The sequence below is a fragment of the Candidatus Thalassolituus haligoni genome (assembly GCF_041222825.1).
Taxonomy (GTDB): Bacteria; Pseudomonadota; Gammaproteobacteria; order Pseudomonadales; family Oceanobacteraceae; genus Oceanobacter; species Oceanobacter antarcticus.
Genome location: NZ_CP139482.1, coordinates 38,328 through 57,373 on the forward strand (window position 1 = coordinate 38,328; position 19,046 = coordinate 57,373).

24 protein-coding genes and 1 pseudogene are annotated in these 19,046 nt (G+C 52.5%); 14 read left to right on the plus strand and 11 right to left on the minus strand.

What is annotated here, in order from left to right; translation table 11 throughout:
- Positions 1–2 precede the first annotated feature (2 nt).
- Genes rsmB through def form a run of 3 tightly spaced genes read right to left on the minus strand, consistent with a single transcriptional unit; the run spans position 3 to position 2,925 of the window.
- Complete coding sequence (rsmB, locus tag SOJ49_RS00185; protein ID WP_369856228.1) at positions 3–1,379, minus strand: 16S rRNA (cytosine(967)-C(5))-methyltransferase RsmB; 1,377 nt, start codon at positions 1,377–1,379, stop codon at positions 3–5.
- On the minus strand, positions 1,376–2,404 hold the full coding sequence (fmt, locus tag SOJ49_RS00190; RefSeq protein WP_369856229.1) for a methionyl-tRNA formyltransferase: 1,029 nt from the start codon (positions 2,402–2,404) through the stop codon (positions 1,376–1,378). The genes rsmB and fmt overlap by 4 nt, the downstream gene beginning before the upstream one ends.
- The gene (gene def, locus SOJ49_RS00195) at positions 2,404–2,925 is read right to left on the minus strand and encodes a peptide deformylase (protein ID WP_369856230.1); all 522 of its coding nucleotides are present in this window, start codon (positions 2,923–2,925) and stop codon (positions 2,404–2,406) included. The genes fmt and def overlap by 1 nt, the downstream gene beginning before the upstream one ends.
- A 157-nt stretch (positions 2,926–3,082) precedes the next feature.
- Here def and SOJ49_RS00200 point away from each other — a divergent pair, with 157 nt between their 5' ends.
- From SOJ49_RS00200 to SOJ49_RS00225, 6 genes are all read left to right on the plus strand, one after another.
- Positions 3,083–4,138, plus strand: a complete 1,056-nt coding sequence (locus SOJ49_RS00200) for a LysM peptidoglycan-binding domain-containing protein (RefSeq protein ID WP_369856231.1) — start codon at positions 3,083–3,085, stop codon at positions 4,136–4,138.
- An 85-nt stretch (positions 4,139–4,223) separates the two neighbouring features.
- Positions 4,224–5,300 carry a DNA-processing protein DprA gene (dprA, locus tag SOJ49_RS00205; RefSeq protein WP_369856232.1) on the plus strand — a complete coding sequence of 359 codons (1,077 nt, stop codon included), beginning with the start codon at positions 4,224–4,226 and terminating at the stop codon, positions 5,298–5,300.
- 468 nt (positions 5,301–5,768) lie between these two features.
- On the plus strand, positions 5,769–6,275 hold the full coding sequence (locus tag SOJ49_RS00210) for a hypothetical protein (protein ID WP_369856233.1): 507 nt from the start codon (positions 5,769–5,771) through the stop codon (positions 6,273–6,275).
- A gap of 458 nt (positions 6,276–6,733) precedes the next feature.
- Positions 6,734–7,012, plus strand: a complete 279-nt coding sequence (locus SOJ49_RS00215; RefSeq protein ID WP_369856234.1) for a helix-turn-helix domain-containing protein — start codon at positions 6,734–6,736, stop codon at positions 7,010–7,012.
- Between the two features lie 121 nt (positions 7,013–7,133).
- A complete protein-coding gene (locus tag SOJ49_RS00220; RefSeq protein ID WP_369856235.1) occupies positions 7,134–7,448 on the plus strand; it encodes a transcriptional regulator in 315 nt (104 codons plus the stop codon).
- Complete coding sequence (locus tag SOJ49_RS00225; protein ID WP_369856236.1) at positions 7,441–7,743, plus strand: helix-turn-helix domain-containing protein; 303 nt, start codon at positions 7,441–7,443, stop codon at positions 7,741–7,743. The genes SOJ49_RS00220 and SOJ49_RS00225 overlap by 8 nt, the downstream gene beginning before the upstream one ends.
- An 81-nt stretch (positions 7,744–7,824) precedes the next feature.
- Here SOJ49_RS00225 and SOJ49_RS00230 read toward each other — a convergent pair whose 3' ends face one another.
- Together SOJ49_RS00230 and SOJ49_RS00235 are read right to left on the minus strand one after the other, a co-directional pair.
- Complete coding sequence (locus tag SOJ49_RS00230) at positions 7,825–8,103, minus strand: type II toxin-antitoxin system RelE/ParE family toxin (RefSeq protein ID WP_369856237.1); 279 nt, start codon at positions 8,101–8,103, stop codon at positions 7,825–7,827.
- Entirely contained in the window at positions 8,103–8,384 is a 282-nt protein-coding gene (locus SOJ49_RS00235) for a type II toxin-antitoxin system RelB/DinJ family antitoxin (RefSeq protein WP_369856238.1), read from the minus strand. Before SOJ49_RS00235 ends, SOJ49_RS00230 begins: the two co-directional genes overlap by 1 nt.
- 267 nt (positions 8,385–8,651) lie before the next feature.
- Between SOJ49_RS00235 and SOJ49_RS00240 the strand changes: the two genes are divergently transcribed.
- From SOJ49_RS00240 to aroE, 3 genes are read left to right on the plus strand one after another with little or no spacing between them, the layout of a single operon-like run.
- Positions 8,652–9,209: an L-threonylcarbamoyladenylate synthase gene (locus SOJ49_RS00240; protein ID WP_369856239.1), complete on the plus strand. Its 558-nt coding sequence runs from the start codon at positions 8,652–8,654 to the stop codon at positions 9,207–9,209.
- A gap of 27 nt (positions 9,210–9,236) precedes the next feature.
- Entirely contained in the window at positions 9,237–10,187 is a 951-nt protein-coding gene (hemF, locus tag SOJ49_RS00245) for an oxygen-dependent coproporphyrinogen oxidase (RefSeq protein WP_369856240.1), read from the plus strand.
- 26 nt (positions 10,188–10,213) lie between these two features.
- A complete protein-coding gene (gene aroE / locus SOJ49_RS00250; protein WP_369856241.1) occupies positions 10,214–11,041 on the plus strand; it encodes a shikimate dehydrogenase in 828 nt (275 codons plus the stop codon).
- A gap of 83 nt (positions 11,042–11,124) precedes the next feature.
- Here aroE and SOJ49_RS00255 read toward each other — a convergent pair whose 3' ends face one another.
- Both SOJ49_RS00255 and SOJ49_RS00260 read right to left on the minus strand, forming a co-directional pair.
- Positions 11,125–11,223, minus strand: coding sequence for a type II toxin-antitoxin system RelE/ParE family toxin (locus SOJ49_RS00255; protein ID WP_369856242.1), 99 nt, complete (start codon positions 11,221–11,223; stop codon positions 11,125–11,127).
- On the minus strand, positions 11,190–11,354 hold the full coding sequence (locus SOJ49_RS00260; RefSeq protein WP_369856243.1) for a type II toxin-antitoxin system RelE/ParE family toxin: 165 nt from the start codon (positions 11,352–11,354) through the stop codon (positions 11,190–11,192). Before SOJ49_RS00260 ends, SOJ49_RS00255 begins: the two co-directional genes overlap by 34 nt.
- 142 nt (positions 11,355–11,496) lie before the next feature.
- On the opposite strand from SOJ49_RS00260, the gene SOJ49_RS00265 reads away from it, so the two are divergent.
- From SOJ49_RS00265 to SOJ49_RS00275, 3 genes are all read left to right on the plus strand, one after another.
- A complete protein-coding gene (locus SOJ49_RS00265) occupies positions 11,497–11,718 on the plus strand; it encodes a ParD-like family protein (RefSeq protein ID WP_219043116.1) in 222 nt (73 codons plus the stop codon).
- On the plus strand, positions 11,711–12,001 hold the full coding sequence (locus SOJ49_RS00270) for a type II toxin-antitoxin system RelE/ParE family toxin (protein WP_369856244.1): 291 nt from the start codon (positions 11,711–11,713) through the stop codon (positions 11,999–12,001). The genes SOJ49_RS00265 and SOJ49_RS00270 overlap by 8 nt, the downstream gene beginning before the upstream one ends.
- 91 nt (positions 12,002–12,092) lie before the next feature.
- A complete protein-coding gene (locus SOJ49_RS00275; protein WP_369856245.1) occupies positions 12,093–12,329 on the plus strand; it encodes an addiction module protein in 237 nt (78 codons plus the stop codon).
- A gap of 389 nt (positions 12,330–12,718) precedes the next feature.
- Here the strand turns inward: SOJ49_RS00275 and SOJ49_RS00280 are convergent, their stop codons facing one another.
- Positions 12,719–13,207, minus strand: coding sequence for a hypothetical protein (locus tag SOJ49_RS00280; protein ID WP_369856246.1), 489 nt, complete (start codon positions 13,205–13,207; stop codon positions 12,719–12,721).
- Positions 13,208–13,689: 482 nt separating this feature from the next.
- Between SOJ49_RS00280 and SOJ49_RS00285 the strand changes: the two genes are divergently transcribed.
- Complete coding sequence (locus SOJ49_RS00285) at positions 13,690–13,896, plus strand: site-specific integrase (RefSeq protein WP_369856247.1); 207 nt, start codon at positions 13,690–13,692, stop codon at positions 13,894–13,896.
- A gap of 51 nt (positions 13,897–13,947) precedes the next feature.
- Positions 13,948–14,172: pseudogene (locus tag SOJ49_RS00290) on the plus strand (tyrosine-type recombinase/integrase); the annotation flags it as partial.
- Positions 14,173–14,355: 183 nt separating this feature from the next.
- On the opposite strand, the gene SOJ49_RS00295 reads toward SOJ49_RS00290, so the two are convergent.
- The 3 genes from SOJ49_RS00295 to SOJ49_RS00305 form a co-directional block, all read right to left on the minus strand.
- Positions 14,356–16,842 (minus strand): choice-of-anchor I family protein, encoded by a 2,487-nt coding sequence (locus SOJ49_RS00295; protein WP_369856248.1) that lies wholly within the window; start codon positions 16,840–16,842, stop codon positions 14,356–14,358.
- A gap of 316 nt (positions 16,843–17,158) precedes the next feature.
- Positions 17,159–17,881: a YebC/PmpR family DNA-binding transcriptional regulator gene (locus SOJ49_RS00300; protein WP_369856249.1), complete on the minus strand. Its 723-nt coding sequence runs from the start codon at positions 17,879–17,881 to the stop codon at positions 17,159–17,161.
- A gap of 186 nt (positions 17,882–18,067) precedes the next feature.
- Positions 18,068–19,030, minus strand: coding sequence for a tRNA-uridine aminocarboxypropyltransferase (locus SOJ49_RS00305; protein WP_369856250.1), 963 nt, complete (start codon positions 19,028–19,030; stop codon positions 18,068–18,070).
- Positions 19,031–19,046 lie beyond the last annotated feature (16 nt).

The following is a 19,046-nucleotide window of genomic DNA, read 5'->3' on the forward strand; positions in this document are numbered from 1 at the left end:
GGCTACACAGAGTCCCCATGTTCAGTGGCGGATGCGGTTGTCACCTGTTTGTGTAACAACGCCAGATAAAAGCCATCGGTGCTGTCCGCAGTCGGGAACAGCTGGCGTCCGGCATTACAGGCCGTTCCCCATGGCTTGTCCAGTGGCAAAATACGGGCTTCGCCTGCGATGTTGATCTGCGTCCGTTGTACAAAGGCTTCAATTTGCTGGCTGTTTTCCTGTGGCAATACTGAGCAAGTGGCATACAGCAGTCGACCACCGGGTTTCAGCATTCGCCAGCAGGCATCCAGCAGCTGCGCCTGCAGCTCGACCAATGGGTCAATATCTTCCCGTCGCCGCAACAGCTTGATATCCGGGTGACGACGAATCACGCCGGTGGCGGAACAGGGGGCGTCCAGCAAGATGGCATCGAACAGCTCGCCATCCCACCAGCGATCTGTGTCGCCGACGTCGGCACTGATGAGTTGGGCGGAGAGCTTCAGACGAGCAAGATTTTCTTCGACTCTGACCATGCGGCCGGGTTCGAGATCGACGGCGGTCAGATTAATATCGGCCAGTTCCAGCAGGTGGCAGGTTTTACCACCGGGAGCCGCGCAGGCATCCAGAATCCGTTCGCCATCCTCGGGTGCGAGCAACTCGGCGGCCAGCTGGGCGGCTTCGTCTTGCACGCTGACATCGCCGTCGGCAAAGCCGGGCAGGGTGGTGACATCACAGCGGTCGCGCAGATAAATCCCCTGATGGGAGAACGGTGCCGAGCGAGCCTCGATCCCTTGTGCCTGCAGTTGCGCTAAATAGGCGTCGCGTTCAGCGTGGCGGCGGTTTACCCGCAAGCAGAGCGGTGGCAGCTGGTTGTTGTTGTGCAGAATATCAGACCATTGTGCTGGCCAGGCTTTGGTCAGCATTTTTACCAGCCACTTGGGGTGGCTGGTGGCGGTCACCGGGTTGTCGGCCAGTTGCGCTGACAGCAGCGGTTGTTCGCGTTGATAGCGGCGCAGGCAGGCGTTGATCACCACTCTGGCTTGGCCATGGCCCAGTTCGTCACAGGCATCGACGGTGGCGTGCACTGCGGCATGGGCTGCCTTATGCTGGATTTCCAGCTGGTACAGGCCGACGATCAGCAGGCAGTGCATGACTTCCTGTTCATCGTTGAAGGAATTGCTGAGCAATATTTTGGCGATGGCATTAAGGCGAAAATAATAACGACAACTCCCCAACAGCAAGTCGCGCAGAAAACCGCGATCGACGTCATCAACCTGGCCTTCCAGCGTTGGCAGCAAGGTATTCAGTGACTGGCCGCCTTCGACCAGATACAGACCAATAGCGGCCAAGGCGCGAGGATCACGGGTTGGCGTAGACAGCAGGGGGTGAGTTCGGCTCAAAGGGAGGATGCCAGTACGTAGTTGGGTTGAAACAGCTGCGGCTGACCATTGATGATGTCGGCCACATTCATGGGTTTTTTGCCTGCCAGTTGCACACGGGTCAACCGTAGCAGACCTTCGGCACAGGCGATGTCCAGCCCTTCATGACTGACTGTCACGATGGTTCCAGGAACGGAGCCAGAGCTTCCAGGCGGTGCCGGTGTCATGGCTGCCTCTGCACCCTCTGCCGCACCCTCTGCCCCATTTGCTGGTTGCAATGTGTTGGTCGTCAGTGACGTGGCCGCCAATACCCGGATGCGCTCGCTACCGAGCAGGGTGTAGGCCATCGGGAAAGGGTTAAAGGCGCGCACTCTTAGCGCCAGCTCATCCGCTGGTTGTTGCCAGTCGATCAGCGCTTCTTCTTTGGTCAGCTTGTGGGCATAGTTGGCGAGGGCGTTATTCTGCTTTTCCGGCATCAGGGTTCCGGCTTCGAGTTGGTGCAGCGTTTCCAATAGCACCGGCGGGCCCATGGCGGCCAGTCGGTCGTGCAAGCTGCCGCCGGTATCATCACTGAGGATGCCGGTGGTGACTTTGCTCAACATGTCGCCGGTATCGAGGCCGACATCCATCTGCATGATAGTGATGCCCGTGAGTTTGTCGCCCGCTTCGATGCAGCGCTGAATCGGTGCGGCACCGCGCCAGCGTGGTAGCAAGGAGGCATGGACGTTGAGACAGCCGTATTTCGGGGTATCCAGTACGACGTTGGGCAGAATCAGGCCATAGGCAACCACAATCATCACATCGGCGTTTAATGCGGCGAGCTGCTCGACGCTAGCAGGCGTCTTGAAGTTCAGCGGCTGCAATACCGGCAGGTGGTGTTGCAGCGCCAACTGCTTGACCGGGCTGGGCTGCAGTTTTTTGCCCCGCCCGGCGGGACGATCCGGCTGACTGTAAACACCAACAATGTCATGCTCGCTGGCGATCAGCGCGTGCAGATGGGTCGCGGCAAAATCCGGCGTACCGGCAAAGACGATTCGCAGCGCCATCAGCGTTTGCCCTGGCGTGCTTCAGCCTTATGCTTTTTCTCCAGCTTGTCCTTGATGCGATTACGCTTCAGCGGCGAAATGTAATCGACCATCAGCTTGCCTTCGAGGTGATCGACTTCATGCTGGATACAGACCGCCAACAGGCCGGTACACTCCAGCTCGAACGGTTGGCCGTCCTTGTCGATCGCCTTGACCAGGCAATGCTCGATGCGGGTAACATCTTCATAAAACCCCGGCACCGACAGACAACCTTCCTGCATGGTTTCCAGCTCCCCTTCGAGGACCTGGATCTCAGGATTGATAAACACCAGCGGTTCGGTCTTGTCTTCGCTCACATCAATCGTAATGATGCGCTCGTGGACATTAACCTGCGTCGCAGCCAGACCAATGCCGGGTGCGTCGTACATGGTGTCGAACATATTGTTGATGATCGAGCGGATACGCTCATCAACCTGTGTGACCGGCGCGGCGACAGTGCGCAAACGTGGGTCGGGATACTCAAGTATTTCCAGAATGGCCATAGATCAACTGTGCTTATAGAACTTGATGGTGGTGGCTTGTTAAACTTGCCCGGTTGCAACTTCCGGCACGGGCTGGTGTTAACCTGTCCAGCTTAGCCTGCCACCACCCCGGTGAATACGATTAACGTTAGTATCGGAATGATAAAGGGAATAGAGGATGAGCAAAACCATCAAGCGCCTGCTGTTTGCCGCGCTGATTTGTGTAACGGCGAATGTTTCGGCGTTGCAGCTGTTGCCGAACGCACCTCAGGAGTACGTGGTTGTGAAAGGCGATACCCTTTGGGATATTTCTGCTCGCTATACCAACAACCCCTGGAAGTGGCCGGAAATCTGGTATCAGAACCCGCAAATCAGCAATCCTCACCTGATTTTTCCGGGTGATGTGATTGGTCTGGTTACCATCGACGGTCAGACCCGCGTCAGTGTGGTTAGCCGGGGGGACGCCAGTCGCACGGTGAAACTCAGCCCCGGCATGGTCAAATTGCAGCCAACGGCACGGATAGAATCGATTGAATCGGCGATTCCGGCGATTCCGGCTGGGGCCATCCGCAGTTATCTGCGTGAGCACCGGGTCGTTGATGGTGAAGTCTTGCGTAATTCGCCGCGTATTCTGTCGGGTGTTGATGACCATTTGCTGATGGGCGCTGGCAGCTCGGTGTATGCGCGCGGCAATTTCCGTCTGCACAACGCCAATGCGTTTGGCATTTTCCGCCAGGGCCAACTGTATAAAGACCCCGAGACCGACGAAATTCTGGGCCTTGAGGCCATCGATATTGGTCTGGCACGAGTGATTGCCCGTGATGACGACATTGCCACCATTGAACTGGATCGGACTTATCAACAAGTGGCCGTGGGTGACGTGTTGTTGCCGACCGAAGACCGTGAGCTGGTGACCCAGTTTTTCCCCAAAAGCCCCGAACATAAGGTCGTCGGTCAGATTCTGGCGGTATCCGGTGGTGTTTCCCAGGTCGGACAGTTTGATGTGGTGGTATTAAACCGGGGTGAGCGCGACTACCTTGAGCCGGGCGATGTACTGGTGATCAACAAAGCTGGTGCGGTAGTTTTTGACCGGGTCGCGGATGAAAAAGTCCGCATGCCGGAAGAGCGTGCTGGCACCATGATGGTGTTCCGCACTTTCGAAAAACTGTCCTACGCGCTGATCATGCGGGCGACACGTCCGCTGCGGGTCGGGGACAAGTTCGTTAATCCCTGACATCCGCCGGCAGCAGGGCTGGCATCAAGCGTAAAAACCTCAACAAAGCATCGCCCTGACCTCAGGGCGTCAAGGAGCAACGCTCATGGACGAGCTGTTATCTGCCTGGTGGCGACTGCGTCAAGTACGTGGCGTCGGTGCCACCACGCTCTACCAATTACGCGACCTGCTGGGCAGTCTTGATGCCTTGCCTGCTTGCTCCACCAGCGACTTGCTGGCACTGGGTCTGAAACCCGCCGTCGTGCAGCAATTTCAGCAACAACCCCTGACCGCCGCATTTGATGCCCTGCTGGAATGGCAAAAAACACCCGGTCAGGGGTTATTAACCTGCGATGACCCGTGTTATCCACCCGCCCTGGCCAGCCTGACGGATGCCCCCTTGTGGCTCTACTGGCGCGGCAATCCAGTGGTGTTGCAACAGCCGCTGGTAGCGATGGTCGGCAGTCGTAATCCAACCCCTTATGCTCGAGACTGGGCCAGACAATGCGCTGCCGATCTGGCGCGGGCGGGTGTTTGTGTGGTCAGCGGGTTGGCACTGGGTATCGACGGTGCTGCCCATCAGGGCGCACTGGAGGGGGCTGGCAGCACCATTGCGGTGCTCGGTTGTGGTGCCGATGTGGTTTATCCGAAACGCCATCGCCCCCTGTACGAACAGATTTATCAACGCGGGCTGATTTTGTCGGAACTGCCTGAGGGCACCCAGCCACAGGCGTCGTTTTTCCCCGGCCGCAACCGCATTGTCAGTGGCTTGTGCGGCGCGGTGATTGTGGTCGAAGCCGCGACCAAAAGCGGCTCGTTGATTACTGCTCGACTGGCCGCCCAACAGGGCCGGGATGTGATGGCCTTGCCCGGTGCTGTCACCAACCCGCTCGCTGCGGGCTGTCATCAACTGATTCGCGACGGTGCGCTGTTGGTGCGCGATGCCACCGACGTACTGCAAGAACTGGATATGCTCTGTCTGACTCCACCGGCCAGCGAACCGGCGCTCCAACCGTCGGTTCCGCCATTGGTAACCGAGCTGGACTTTGCCTCGACCACCAGCCTGGATGTGCTGGCCATTCGTACTGGCGAATCGGTCTCCACGCTGATGGCCAGCCTGCTGGAGCTGGAACTCGAAGGCTGGCTGACGCAGGAGCCGGGCGGTTATCGGCGTTTGCGCTGAGGGCTGGCCTGATTGGAGCCTAAGATACAGAGTTACCAGAGCCTGCTGCCTAGTCATCATGACCTCTTTGCTCTGAGGCTGTATCCATTCAGCCGCATAAAGCTGGAGATTTGATTGATGAAAGGGCTTTTGCTCATGGTTCTGCTCCTCTCGAAAGAACTGCATGAATAAACAGAATACCAGTGCTGCAAATACAAACGTGCGTGTTGTGTCAGAATTAATTGCCTGTTTTTCCATCAGCTGTTAGCGTAAGTGGTCGACATAAGAGGCATTAGAGCATTGGGGAAAATGCTTTGCGTGCCATCAAGGATGGAAAAACACGCATGCGCGCTTAGTCGGGCAGGAACGGTTGGGTAGGTAGTGAAATGATTAATAAAATCAAAGGCTTAAATGATATTTGCAACAAAATAAGCCACCGATAAAACGCGTATGCTCAGAAATAAAACTGTTACAGTCCCGGAGTTAATAATGAAAAATTTGATTATCTTTATAATTTTCTTATATGCAAGTGCGGCATATTCCTTATGTGAAGACTCGAAGTTTGCTAAAGACTCTTCAGTAAGTTCGAATGATCACACCGCAAAATTACTTGTTAAGGAAGATGCTGAATTCAACTCTTACTTTGTTCAGTTTGATGGTGATTTTGATCAGTTACTTACAAAGGTAAAAAAAGAAGACTGTGGCTGGGGTGTTTTCGAACCTTCTGGAATATTAGAATTTTTCAGTATATCTTCAGAATATTCATTATTTCAATTTAGCTGGGATTACAATCCAAGCGGCTCAGCATATGCAGATAAATACTTTTGCTACATGTATCTACAATTCGAGGAAGAAGCAGAGGTATTATACACCTCTTGTGAGAATGTAATTGATGATCCAGGGTTGCCAAAAGGATTTACAAGTTATGATATTAAAAACGGCAAGCTTACACTCACAGATGAAAATGATTTAATAGTATTCGAGAAGGGCTTGTAACAAAAAATTCCAGGGGACTGCGGCGCCAGCCCCAGAGTTTGGCGTTACACTGCTTAATCTCTCTCTTGCAAAAAAAATACGGCAACGCCGTATAATCTGGTGTTATGATATTTATCGAAACCAGTGTTTTTACGAAACTTCTCTCAGATTACCTTTCAGATGAAGATTATCGTGCATCGCAGACTTATCTCATACAAAAGCCCGATGTTGGCGATATCGTCAAGGGTTCCCCGGTGGTGTTAGGAAATTTCGCTGGGCTCCCGATGGAAAGGGAAAAAGCGGTGGTGTTAGAAAGGTTCGCTGGGCTCCCGATGGAAAGGGAAAAAGCGGTGGTGTTCGAGTTATCTACTATTGGAAGAAGCCTGATCGTGAGATTTGAATGCTTACGATTTATAGTAAATCGGAGCGACCTACGATTCCTGGTCATATTTTGAAACAAATTGCAGAGCCAATAGATCATGAGTAAGCGAGATATTGGTGCTGAGATTCTGGGTGGCATTAGAGAAATTCAGCAGTACAAGAAAGGTACGGTTCAATTAAAAACCACAGCGCTTTCGGAGCCTTCACCACCACAAGTGATCCGCTCAAAGCTCAAAATGTCTCAATCAGCATTTGCGGGGGTTAGTATGCGTACGCTCCAAGATTGGGAGCAGGGCCGCCGCGAACCGCCAGGCCCGGCTGTGGCCCTGCTACGTATTGCAGAACAACACCCGGAAGTCTTTACTCAACTGTACTAAACCTGTAACGAGCGTAGGCTGTCGGCCACAATTTCCGCTGCGTTCCAAACCAGCCGCAGCTACGGGCGTTAGCCGTAAATACCACTTGCTGCGGTTACGTCAATGACGTATAGTTCATGCTATGTACACAATTATTGAAACTCCTACATTTAAAAATGATGTAGAGAGAATTTGGTCAGAAGATGAGCGCGGTGAATTTTGCACTTGGATTGCGGCAAATCCCAATGAGGGTGATGTCATTCCAAATAGTGGAGGTTGTCGAAAAATCCGATGGTCAAAGCGAGGTGCTGGCAAACGAGGTGGTGTAAGAGTTATTTACTATACAAAGCTAGCTAATGGCGAAATTTGGTTGCTAGTAATTTACAGCAAGTCCGTAAAAGAAAATATACCTACTCATATTCTTAAATCAATTCGCGAGGTAATTGAAAATGAATAAATCCCAAATAATGTCAGGCGAAGAGCTTGGCGAAAAGTTACTCCTGTCAGTTCGTGAAATGCAAGCTGGCAATGCCGCTCGCACGACCAAAGTAGAGCCTAACGATGTAGCCAAAGCTAGGCTGAAAACGGGCTTATCTCAAACGCAATTTGCATCAGCATTACAAATTTCTGCTCGTACCTTGCAAGAATGGGAGCAAGGCCGTAGACAGCCTTCAGGTGCAGCCAAAGCTTTAATTAACATAGCGTTTCGCCACCCTGAAGTTATTCAAGAAGAAGTTCAGGCGAACGGCTGACAAGGCGGTATTGTCGGATCAATTTTTCGCTGCCTCAAAACCAGCCGCAGTTACGGGCGTTAGTTTGCCCACTGGAGATAGTCAGTCGATGGGGAATTTTTGCTTCTGGTGTAGAACTCGCATTACGCGAATCATTGAGCCTTCAACCCCGTAGGAAACGATCATTAAAATGTCGGGAATAATGAGCAGCCGTCCTCTAATGCCATCACGTTGAACACCCGTTAAAGGTTGTTCAAGTAGATTTACTACTTTAGCTTCAATGATTTCGTCAGTTTTTTCAGCGACGCCAGGGTTAAAGTCATAAAGAAACTCAAAGATCTTCTCACGATCATTCAGCGACTCTTCTTCCCATAAAATCATTATTGATCTCGGCTGCGAATTTTAGCCTTTCGTTCAGCTATTCTCGTTTTTGCTGTTTCATGGTCGATGAATAAAGTTTTTCCTGAGTCAAATTTCTCAAATGCTAGGTTTACTTGTTCAGTTAACCAAGCGTCATGAGATAATGCTTTTCTTTGTTGCTCTGCCATTTGCTCAGTGAGTTCTCGGCAAGCATCGCTGAGTGTGCGACCTTGGCTCTCAGCCATTTGCTGAGCCAAGCGTTTAATTTCGTCATCAACACGAAATTGAATTCTGGTATCCATGAGTTGCTCCCAAATTAATGTGCGTACAAACGTTAGCACTAGCATGAGGGAAGGACAACTAACACAGCGTTTAAGAGTCCTGCGCGCCATACGCACTCGTGATCATTTTTGCGGGCCGATAAGTCCATACCGACAAAAGCGCAAGGATACTCAACAGCAAACAATCCGCTCTCAATCAAGCCACTAAACGCGTTGCGCTGGCTGATGCTTGTCGAGTTTCCGGTGATGGGGTAGGGTTCGGCCAATTACCTTGCAGGAACAGCCGCCTTGTCTTATTACCTCAATACCTGGCATTTGCAGCAGGCTTGCCGTGCGATTAACTCGGGCGGTGTTATTGCTTACCCTACCGAAGCGGTCTGGGGTCTGGGTTGTCATCCGGCAGATGAGCGTGCGATTGAGCGGGTGTTGGCCTTAAAACAGCGGCCATGGCAAAAAGGGCTGGTGGTGGTGGCTGCTTCGCTATCGCAGTTGGATGACTGGCTCTTACCCTTGAGCAGCCAGGATGAAGCGCAGGTGCGCGCCAGTTGGCCCGGGCCGGTATCCTGGGTGTTGCCTTGCCGGGATGAGGTTAGCCCGTTGCTGCGAGGGACGCATTCATCGCTGGCGGTGCGTATTTCTGATCATCCGCTGGTGTCGGCCTTGTGCCAGCAAGTCGGGCCGCTGGTGTCGACCTCGGCTAACCCTGCCGGGGCCGAACCTGCTCGTACAGCACTGAAAGTCCGGCAGTATTTTGCCGATGATCTGGATTATTTACTGCCCGGTGTACTGGGTGGCCGTCGTCAACCTTCCGAAATTCGAACTCTGGACGGCACGCGCTTGCGCTGATGCCTGTCGACCCTCAGGAGCCTTTTAATGACCGATCACAGCCACTGCGATGTCGACGCAGTCAAAGCTTTTTTACTCGATTTACAGGATCGTATCTGTGCTGCGCTGGAGCAGCAGGATGGCAGCGCTCGCTTCAGCGAGGACAGCTGGGAGCGGGATGAAGCAGAGGGTGCCTTGCAGTTGCTCGGCGGTGGCCGTACCCGAGTGATCGCCAACGGCGCGGTCATCGAAAAAGGCGGCGTCAATTTTTCCCATGTGCGCGGGCAAACCTTGCCTGCCTCCGCTACCGCTAATCGACCGGAGCTGGCCGGGCGCAGTTTTCAGGCCTTGGGTGTCTCGTTAGTGATTCACCCTGAAAACCCCTACGTTCCTACATCACATGCCAACGTGCGGCTGTTTGTGGCCGAAAAAGCCGGTGAAGCGCCGGTCTGGTGGTTTGGCGGTGGTTTTGACCTGACTCCCTTCTATCCTTACGAAGAGGATGTGGTGCATTGGCACCAGACAGCCAAAGACCTGTGCGCACCCTTCGGTGATGAGGTCTTCCCGACATACAAACAGTGGTGTGATGAATACTTTTTTCTTAAGCATCGTAACGAAACTCGCGGGGTTGGCGGGTTGTTTTTTGATGATCTGAATGAGTGGGATGGTGCGCAGGATTTTGCCCGGAGTTTTGCTTTTATGCAGGCGGTGGGGAATGGCTTTATCGATGCCTATGTGCCGATTGTGGCGCGCCGCAAAGCCCAGCCCTGGGGGGAGCGTGAACGCAAGTTCCAGTGCTATCGCCGTGGGCGGTATGTCGAATTTAATCTGGTGTTTGATCGGGGTACTATTTTTGGTCTGCAAACCGGTGGCCGTACCGAATCGATTCTGATGTCCTTGCCACCGGTGGTGCATTGGGATTACGACTGGCAGCCAGAGGCCGGGTCGGCTGAGTCCCGTTTATACACTGATTTTTTGCCCCACAAAGACTGGGTCTGAGCACGAGAATACGCAGGAGCACACGCATGACAGATCGTTACGCCGTCGTCGGTAACCCCATAGGTCACAGCAAGTCACCGGCGATACATACCGCGTTTGCGGCGCAAACCGGTGAAGATATTCTATACACCGCTTTGTTGTTGCCACTGGATGGCTTCGAGCACCAAGCCCGGCTGTTTTTTGAGCATGGAGGCGGTTGCGGTTTGAATATTACCGTACCGTTCAAGGAAGATGCCTACCGGTTGGCCGATGACTATACCGACCGCGCCAAACGGGCGGGGGCAGTTAATACACTGAAAAAACGGCCAGATGGTTCCTTGTTAGGAGATAACACCGATGGCGCTGGTCTGGTACTGGATCTGAAACGCCACAGTGTGCCGCTGGCGAATCGCCGTATCTTGCTGCTAGGTGCCGGTGGAGCTGCCCGTGGTGTGTTGCAACCGCTGCTGGAAGAAATGCCTGCCGAACTGGTGATTGCCAACAGGACGCAAAGCAAGGCCGAGCAACTGGCTGCGGACTTCAGCGATCTGGGAGCGATCCGCGCCAGCACCTTTGCCGATCTGAGCGGGCCGTTCGATCTGATCATCAATGGCACCTCCGCCAGCCTGGGGGGCGATCTGCCACCTCTGGCTGATACGCTGGTGGCGGCCAATACCGTGACCTATGACATGATGTACGGCGCACAGCCAACCGTCTTTAATGCCTGGGCCAGTGCCCTCGGGGCCGCACAGACCATTGACGGTCTGGGGATGTTGGTAGGACAGGCCGCTGAATCATTTTACGTCTGGCGCGGTAAGCGCCCGGATGTGGCCAACGTGATCACGATGCTAAAGCAGGATCGTCGTCGCGGCTGAAACAGCTTTGGCGCTAGCCGCAGGGGCGACGCCAGTACGGTATACAAGGACAGGGTGCACTGATATCAGAGGTATCATCACCCTCACTCGAAAGTTACACGCCAGTTACCATTGACAATAATTGACCACAGACCCTTTCGGCTACCTTTTAACTGATGCAGCTGGTAACCAGGGATATCCAAATCCTCAATACAATGAGCAGTAAGGCCGCAAGCTGCATTCTTAGTTTAGTGACGTGAGCAGCTTGAATACCCTTCTTAGTTCCGGTTTTATAGAACTTTTCCAGGCCTTTGTGCTTGAAGGATTTAATCATATTCAGATTGCAGCGTGTTGCGCAACACTGTCAAGACGCATAACGCTTGGGTTCGGTAGTTTTCAACCCATTTGTTACAACTTGCCTCATTTGTGGCATATTGCTACAATCTGGCAATATTGACCCCAAAGAGGATATGACCGTGGCAACTACTAGCATACGATTAGACCAAGACCTTATTGATAAAGCCACTATTATGGCAAGGGCTCTGAACCGAACACCACCCAAGCAAATTGAGCATTGGGCTAAAATTGGTGAAATGATGGAAGACAACCCGGATTTGCCATACGAGTTCGTTAAGCAAGCAATAATTGCGAAAGCTGAAAAAGAGGCTGGAAAACTGGAGAGCTACGATTTTGGCTAAGGCAACTGGTGTTTTACAAACTCCGAGTTTCAAAAAAGCTGTAAAGAAACTTAAGCCCAACCAAAAGAAAGATCTGGATAATGCCATTAAAGAACTAATGTCGAAACCGACGCTTGGTGAGCAGAAAAAAGGAGATCTATCTTTTTTGCGTGTACACAAATTCAAAATGAGTAAACAGTTTACATTATTAGGATACAGTTTTAATGATGGCACGCTGACTCTCGAATTAATGGCACTTGGTTTACATGAAAATTTTTACCGCGATATCAAACGCAGCACCTAGAGTTGCAAAGCAACTGGAACGGTGCTAGAGCAACTTATTATCTGCCATTGCTTGGTAGAGAATAAGAGAACAAAGTACAGGATACAATACTATGCCTACAGAACTAGCAAACCTTAAAACCACCGCTCTATCGCTGCCAGAAGGTGAACGCGCCGAGCTTGCAAAAGACCTGCTTATGAGCCTAGATGGGCCTGCAGATACAGATGTAAAAAAAGCATGGGATGTTGAAATCTGCCGCAGAATCAATGAGATAGAAGCAGGAAAAGCAAAACTACTGGACGCTGATGAAGTCTTAGCCAATGTTAAAAAGCGTTTGAATTTGAATTGATGCGCAAAGTTAGATTTACCGTTGAAGCAGCAGAAGAGCTTGAGCAAGCTGCTGCATGGTACGAAGAAGAGTGCCCAGGGCTTGGAGCAAGGTTTGTTGATGCCACAGAAAGTGCTCTGACCAAGACTTCCCTCCTCTCGCTCCAGCATATGGCGAAGCAGGCAAAAGAGGCGTTAAGCAAATACTCCTTCACACATTCCCCTTCTCTCTAATCGTATTGCCTGACGGAGACGTAATGGTGATTGTGGCCGTCGCCCACCACCACAGAAAACCTCTCTATTGGTCTGATCGTATTAACACATAACGCCGCGCTTTGGGGCTGGCGAAGCAACGCGTAGCCAGTCCCAGCGCATAGCGCGACAACAGCGCCTTGTTATGTTTTAGTTTACTCAATAGTTTGAGTATATATTTTTAGAGTACTTATCCCCAGCCACTTTACTTGTCGCCATAATCATTTTGGTTCTATCAAATAGACATGATCCTTTTGTAGGAGTCTTTTGGGCATCTACATATTTAAGTTCGACATTAGCACCGCTAAGGTCGTCATATTTTTTGACGCTAACTATTGTCAATTTTTGTGCGTTAACTTTGCGTTTAAATAAATCTGAACACTTTTTTTTAAAATCCGTTTCAGTTTTAGCTATTGGTTTATGATCAGTATTCCATGAAAATGGTATACCTTTTTCTGAAATCCCAGATACTTTTAAATCTTTGGATGTTGTAAAAACTCGTGCCGCCACTCCATTTGACCAGCTAACAGCATAAGGCTCGTATATTGAAAATTTTCCAGGTAAAGGCGCTGTTAATTTAGTTACAGTACACTTGGTGTTATATAGTTGATCTGATTTTGTTTTAGAGAAATTATCTTTAATAACCATACGAGCAGTTTGGCAAATGGCTTGATTATCCCACTATTTATTAATAGATGAACCATTATATCTATTTGAATCTGTCGAACTTCCCGAACCTAATACATATAGAAAAACGATAAACCCAAAAAATAAAATAAAAATCCACTTAATAATTTTCACCTAACTCTCCCTAAAACATAACAGTTTATTCATGCGCATGCGCGTTTTTCTGGTGGCACGATTTGTTGCGAGAGTAGGGCAGGTATTTGAATTGACTGATGATTTCCGTTTTCACTGAACTCTCCTCCCTGGAAAAACACACATGCGCGTTTTTCTGTTTTAACGTGCGCATTAATTTTGCGCCAAAAGCGCAAAACCATTGAACTTCATGAGGTTACGCTAACAGCAACCGAAAAAATGCGCAACCGCTCTGGAAATACGAGCATGGATTTTCTCTTCAGCTTGGTCATGCTGTGTATCCATACAGTTCTTTCGGGAGGAGTAGAACCATGGGTAAACGTCCGTTTTTGAACCAGATCTCGCGTTTCATGCGGCTGAATGGATACAGCCTTCGAACAGAAAAAACTTACCTCTACTGGATCAAGGCCTACATACGCTTTCAGCAACGCCAGCACCCGAATGCAATGGGGCCTGTTGAGGTCATGGGTTTTCTGGATCACCTGGCATCTGACCAACAGGTGTCATCGCCAGCATGAGTCATAGAATAGCCAGCGAGTTGCCTTGAATGCTCTGGTATTTTTGTTCCGCGTAAAGCGCTAAAAATCGCCGTAGCAAACAGTGGTATTGCAAAAAAAGTAAGCTGCCATACCTTCAGGCACAGTTTTGCCACCGAGCTGTTACGATCCGGCCGGGATATTCGCACCGTACAGGAGTGGTTGGGGCATTCAGATGTGTCAACCACACAGATATATACCCACGTGATCGGCCAGCATTTCGCGGGTACAGAAAACCCGCTGGATCGGTTGCAATAGCAAAAGCAGATACGGGCATTCTGCCGCATTGATACTCAAAATCCGCCTATAAAAAACGGGAGCCTTGGCTCCCGTTGTGGTTCTTGTTTCTCTTTGGGTCTTATCCCTGGTTTATGGCTCCGGCATCCTTGCTCATATTGCCTGCCGGGCTGACACCCTCACGCCATCAATCCGGCGGATTTCTCAGTTCAGGCGGATAACCGATACCGAACCTTTCGGGTCACGGGTATAGGCACTGTTGGGCTCACCTTCGTTAGCGGTCATGATAAAGCTGCCATCATGGCTGAAGGTCACCATGTCGGGCAGAGAACCGACGCGGGCATAACCATAGATGCTGTCGTCGCTGGTATTAAATACCGCTACAGTACCGAAGGCCTGCTTGTCGTTGGCTTCCATCGCGACTGCCAGCTTGCCGTTCTTGACTGCTACGCTGTTCACACCAGCGCCGTAAGCGGCCAGGTTGATCGCCCCGGTGACTGCCAGGCCGGTGTCGCTCAGGGTCACGATATCAACACGAGGGCCATCACTGATCGCACCGTTGTTAACGACATACAGTTTGTGCAGGGTGCTGTCGTAGGCGACGATTTCTGACGCGCGTTCACCGCCTTCAATTGTCACGGTGTACTGGTGGCTGAAAACAGGTTTGGCGCTATCCGCAGCGGCGACAGCGGGTACTGCATACAGGGACAGGGTGCCGCTGACTTCGTTGGCGGTGACCAGCGCGGCGGCGAAACCGAACTCGCTGACGCTATCCGAATCGAGGAACAGCAGGCCTTCCGGTGCTTCGTCACCCTCGTGGGTCAGCAGTTGTAGCTGTTCTGGTGCACTGATATCAGAAATGTCGTACACCGCAATCGCACTGGCGCGTTCCATGCCAATAAAGGCATAACGCAGGCCATTCACCATACCGGTGGTGACGGATTCCGGTTCGCTGCCCTTGTCGTCGGAGCGGCCATCCGGGTAAATACCGGCGGCAATGGTCATTTCGGCCAGATCGTTGCCACTGTCGAACACCTGTTCGCCGGTTTCACCATTCCAGATACTGAAGGAACGGCCACCATAGGCATAGATGGTTTCGATGTCGGTAGCAACGGCTTCGTCGGAGAACGGGTTAAGGGTGGTTTTCAGACGTCCCAGCACGGTTTCACCTTGCAAGGTCGCAGCGTCCGGGAAAGCGGTTGTATTCAGTGTCAGGTCATCGACTCGGGCTTCTTCTGAGAAACCGTCGTAGTCGCGTGCGTCGCCTTCGTTGGCGCTGATGACATAATGGGTGCCATTGTCTTCGAAGGTGGTGATGGCGTCCGGCATAAAGAAGCCCTTGACGTTGGCGTAAGCGGTCAGCGCGGTGCCTGCTTCCTTGTCGGAGGCATTCATGGCATTGGCTTCGAGACCGTAGTCTTGCAGACCCAACGGCAGGATTTTGGTGATGGCTTCGGCATCGACGGTCAGGTCAATCACCGCCAGTCCGTTGTTTTCCTGCAGCGAGACCCAGGCTGTGGTGTCATCGGCACTGATGGCGACGTATTCCGGTTCCACATCCGTGGCCAGATCGGCGGCTGGGCCAAAGACACGGAACCCTTCAGCTTCCAGCGCTGCTTCCTGATCGTTCAGACCATCGAAAAACAGCGTGGTAACGGCCAGTTCAGCAGGGCTGGCGGCGAGGTTGGTTTCACCTGGGGTGGCGTAGATGTCACCGGTGGCCCAGTCTCCACCATCGGGCAGGCGACCGGCGCTGTTGGCGTGGGTATCGGCAGTGACTGTGTATTCGTCGGCCAGATTACCTTGATAGAACAGACGAATGGTGTCGCCTTTGCCGAGACCGAAGTCTTGATCCGCTGCGGCAACAATGGCAGCTGGCGCACCGTCTACTTGTGTCGTTTCATTCGGCATGATGACCAGGAACCCCTTGGCAGCAATAACAGTGCCATCAGGTATGGTCACCGGGGTATGGCCATCGTCGCTGTCGAGCAGCGTCCAGTCGGTGCCGCTAAAGGTAAACTCGGCATCGGCGCTGTTGTAGAGTTCAACAAAGTCAAAGTCACCTTTGGTGCGCACTTCGTTGATGAGAATGTCAGTGGCGACAGCGGTGACTGGCTCTTCTTCTTCAGCGGCGGCCGGTGCGGTATTAGCGGCGGCGGGAGTAGCGCTCATGGCACCTTCAGCCCAATCGCCGCCGTCCGGGTAGCGGCCAAGAGTGTCGGCGTGTTCGCCGTCAGTCCAGCTATAGCTGTCGTGAGCTGTGCCTTGATACAGCAGGTTGGCCGTATCGCCCTTGCCCAGACCAAAGCCATCGACTCCGCCCAGTACGGCGCTGGCAACGGTCGCTGGCAGTTCAGTTGCATCGGTCAGTACCAGCAGGTAGCCACCGGCGGCAATTTCAGTACCGGCTGGAATCGCAATGGCGGTATGGGTGCTGTCGCCATCCAAGAGACCCCATTCGCCGTCGGCGAAGGTATAGGATTCAGATCCGGCGTTGTAAATTTCAACATAATCGTAGTCGCCGGTAGAGCGCACTTCGTTAATCACGATATTACTGATGTCGAATTCGGCCGGTGTGTCGGTATTGGTATCCGCACTGTTGTTGTTATCGTTGTCGTCGCTGCCACAGGCAGTCAAGGCTGCGGTGATGGCCATCGCCAGCGTGCCTTTTTTCCAGAGATCGAGAGACATGATCTTTCCTTTGTTATCGGTATTAACAGGTATTCAAAGGCTTCAAGCGTATGACGGTTTTGTGACGTCCAGGTGACCTGAAAATGACACGAATATGACGATTGCAAGGCAAGACAAAACAAGTGGGGGCTGGCAGGGGGAATGGGTTTGGGCGGTAAGGTGTGGGCGGTAAGGTTTGGGCGGTAAGGTTTTACCGTTAACAGGCAGTAAATACGCAAACGGCACTTTATATAAAAGTGCCGTTTTGGACGGTGTCGTTTTGGTTAGCGATGGCCTCATCTACTCGGAAGGCTGAGGCGATGGCTGACGCGGCTGATCAGCCTTCAAATTCACCGTTATGGTAGATTTCCTGTACGTCTTCCAGATCGTTCATCAAACTGGCAAAACGCTCAAATTGATCGGCGTCGTCTGCTGCAATCGGGTGCGGCATTTGTGGCAGGTAGGTGATTTCTTCCATTTCAAAATCAATGTCGGCACGCCATTCGGTCAGTGCGGTTTTGGTTTTGAAGAACTCGGTGGGTGGCACCAGCACCGTGACCATGCCGTCTTCGCAGTCGATATCGGAAACATCAATATCGGCTTCCATCAGCATTTCCAGGGCTTCATCTTCGCTGTCATCAGCAAACACAAACATGGCGCGATGATCGAACATGTGGGAGACCGAACCCTGGCTGCCGAGCTTGGCCTTGCACTTGGAAAACACGCCCCGGATTTCACCGAAGGTGCGGTTCGGGTTGTCGGTCAGGGCGCTGATCAACACCATGGCACCGCCAGGCGCAATGCCTTCATACAGGGCCGGTTGGAAGTCTTCTCCAGCACCACCAGTGGCCTTGTCGATGGCTTTTTCGATCACGTGGGTGGGCACCTGATCTTTTTTGGCCCGGTCGATCAGTGAGCGCAACGACAGGTTGGCCGATGGATCGGGGCCGCCTGCCTTGGCGGCTACATAGATTTCTCGGCCATACTTGGAGTAGACCTTGGTTTTTGCCGCGGCCGTTTTGGCCATGGATTCTTTCCGGTTTTGATACGCTCTGCCCATGGGAATCAGTCTTTTCTTGGGTGAATAAGTCAAAAAACGTCTGAATTGTACCCATTGCTGTCGAGGCTGTCTTGTCGATCCGCTGCCGTCCGGGGATTTCAGAGATAAACCCTGATCCAGCGTGATGAATGTCTACGGAATAAAGGTGTGTGATCCGGTGTTCTCTCTGTGGCGTGAGTCGGTGAATCAGTGACGTGGCTTGCCCGCCAAATAACGCTCACGGAACAAGGCAAAATAAGCTGCCAGGCGGCTGCTTGCGGTGGCTGCGCCCAGCTGTTGCAGTATTTCTATCGCTACTTCTGCGGTGCCCAGCTGGTAATCGTGCGCCGCTTCCCTCAATTGATAGTTACCCGGTTCGAGTGGCTCAATCCCCAGTATTGGAATGCCACTGAGGTAAGGGCTGCGGAACATTTTGCGGGCTTCGCGCCAACTGCCGTCGAGCAATATCAGCAAGGGTTTGCGCTGTTGCTCTGACGCTTGCACCTGGTACTGCTGCAGCTTGTCCGGGGTGTCCAGACACTGCTGGGTATCGGCGTACTGGAACGGGAAGATCACCAACGGCGCGTAGGCCGGGTTGGTCAGCAATGCCAGCAAGGCGGCATCCGGCTCGGTGCGGTTCCACAGAAATGCGTGGTTATCACTCAGTACATCCGCCACCAGACGACCGCTGTTACTGGGCTTGTAGACTTCGCCTTTGTAAAAAATCAGGCAGACCGCGACCTCGTCAGAAGGGGCAGGCCGTTGTGTGCAAAGGCACAGCGGCAAGGATAACAGGCAATGCTGACAACGAATCATCCGGCCTCCCCGAGCAATAAAAGCCCGCCGTGATTGCGCCAGCTCTTGCTGACGCAAGCGGGTGACCGCATTTTCGAGAACAGGGGGAGTATCAGACATGGTCAGTACACGGGCCGGGAAAGGGAGCGGCATAGTGCGGCAAAGTGATCGCGGCGGCAAATAGTGGCTTACCTGGGAGCGCCAGCTGCCATGCTGGCTGAGTGATCGCGGCGGTAAATAGTGGCTTACCTGGGAGTGCCAGCTGCCATGCTGGCTGAGTGATCGCGGCGGTAAATAGTGGCTTACCTGGGAGTGCCAGCTGCCATGCTGGCTGAATCTCGGGGCTGGATCCCGCCCGGCTGCTGGTGCAGACATTGGCCTGTTTCTGCGG

Excerpts from the sequence above, each read along its gene's own strand:
- fmt (WP_369856229.1), bottom strand. The coding sequence starts at position 2,404 with ATGGCGCTGCGAATCGTCTTTGCCGGTACGCCGGATTTTGCCGCGACC.
- def (WP_369856230.1), bottom strand. The coding sequence starts at position 2,925 with ATGGCCATTCTGGAAATACTTGAGTATCCCGACCCACGTTTGCGCACT.
- SOJ49_RS00200 (WP_369856231.1), top strand. The coding sequence starts at position 3,083 with ATGAGCAAAACCATCAAGCGCCTGCTGTTTGCCGCGCTGATTTGTGTA.
- dprA (WP_369856232.1), top strand. The coding sequence starts at position 4,224 with ATGGACGAGCTGTTATCTGCCTGGTGGCGACTGCGTCAAGTACGTGGC.
- SOJ49_RS00210 (WP_369856233.1), top strand. The coding sequence starts at position 5,769 with ATGAAAAATTTGATTATCTTTATAATTTTCTTATATGCAAGTGCGGCA.
- SOJ49_RS00215 (WP_369856234.1), top strand. The coding sequence starts at position 6,734 with ATGAGTAAGCGAGATATTGGTGCTGAGATTCTGGGTGGCATTAGAGAA.
- SOJ49_RS00220 (WP_369856235.1), top strand. The coding sequence starts at position 7,134 with ATGTACACAATTATTGAAACTCCTACATTTAAAAATGATGTAGAGAGA.
- SOJ49_RS00225 (WP_369856236.1), top strand. The coding sequence starts at position 7,441 with ATGAATAAATCCCAAATAATGTCAGGCGAAGAGCTTGGCGAAAAGTTA.
- SOJ49_RS00230 (WP_369856237.1), bottom strand. The coding sequence starts at position 8,103 with ATGATTTTATGGGAAGAAGAGTCGCTGAATGATCGTGAGAAGATCTTT.
- SOJ49_RS00235 (WP_369856238.1), bottom strand. The coding sequence starts at position 8,384 with ATGGATACCAGAATTCAATTTCGTGTTGATGACGAAATTAAACGCTTG.
- hemF (WP_369856240.1), top strand. The coding sequence starts at position 9,237 with ATGACCGATCACAGCCACTGCGATGTCGACGCAGTCAAAGCTTTTTTA.
- aroE (WP_369856241.1), top strand. The coding sequence starts at position 10,214 with ATGACAGATCGTTACGCCGTCGTCGGTAACCCCATAGGTCACAGCAAG.
- SOJ49_RS00260 (WP_369856243.1), bottom strand. The coding sequence starts at position 11,354 with ATGATTAAATCCTTCAAGCACAAAGGCCTGGAAAAGTTCTATAAAACC.
- SOJ49_RS00275 (WP_369856245.1), top strand. The coding sequence starts at position 12,093 with ATGCCTACAGAACTAGCAAACCTTAAAACCACCGCTCTATCGCTGCCA.
- SOJ49_RS00280 (WP_369856246.1), bottom strand. The coding sequence starts at position 13,207 with ATGGTTATTAAAGATAATTTCTCTAAAACAAAATCAGATCAACTATAT.
- SOJ49_RS00285 (WP_369856247.1), top strand. The coding sequence starts at position 13,690 with ATGGGTAAACGTCCGTTTTTGAACCAGATCTCGCGTTTCATGCGGCTG.
- SOJ49_RS00295 (WP_369856248.1), bottom strand. The coding sequence starts at position 16,842 with ATGTCTCTCGATCTCTGGAAAAAAGGCACGCTGGCGATGGCCATCACC.
- SOJ49_RS00300 (WP_369856249.1), bottom strand. The coding sequence starts at position 17,881 with ATGGGCAGAGCGTATCAAAACCGGAAAGAATCCATGGCCAAAACGGCC.
- SOJ49_RS00305 (WP_369856250.1), bottom strand. The coding sequence starts at position 19,030 with ATGTCTGCACCAGCAGCCGGGCGGGATCCAGCCCCGAGATTCAGCCAG.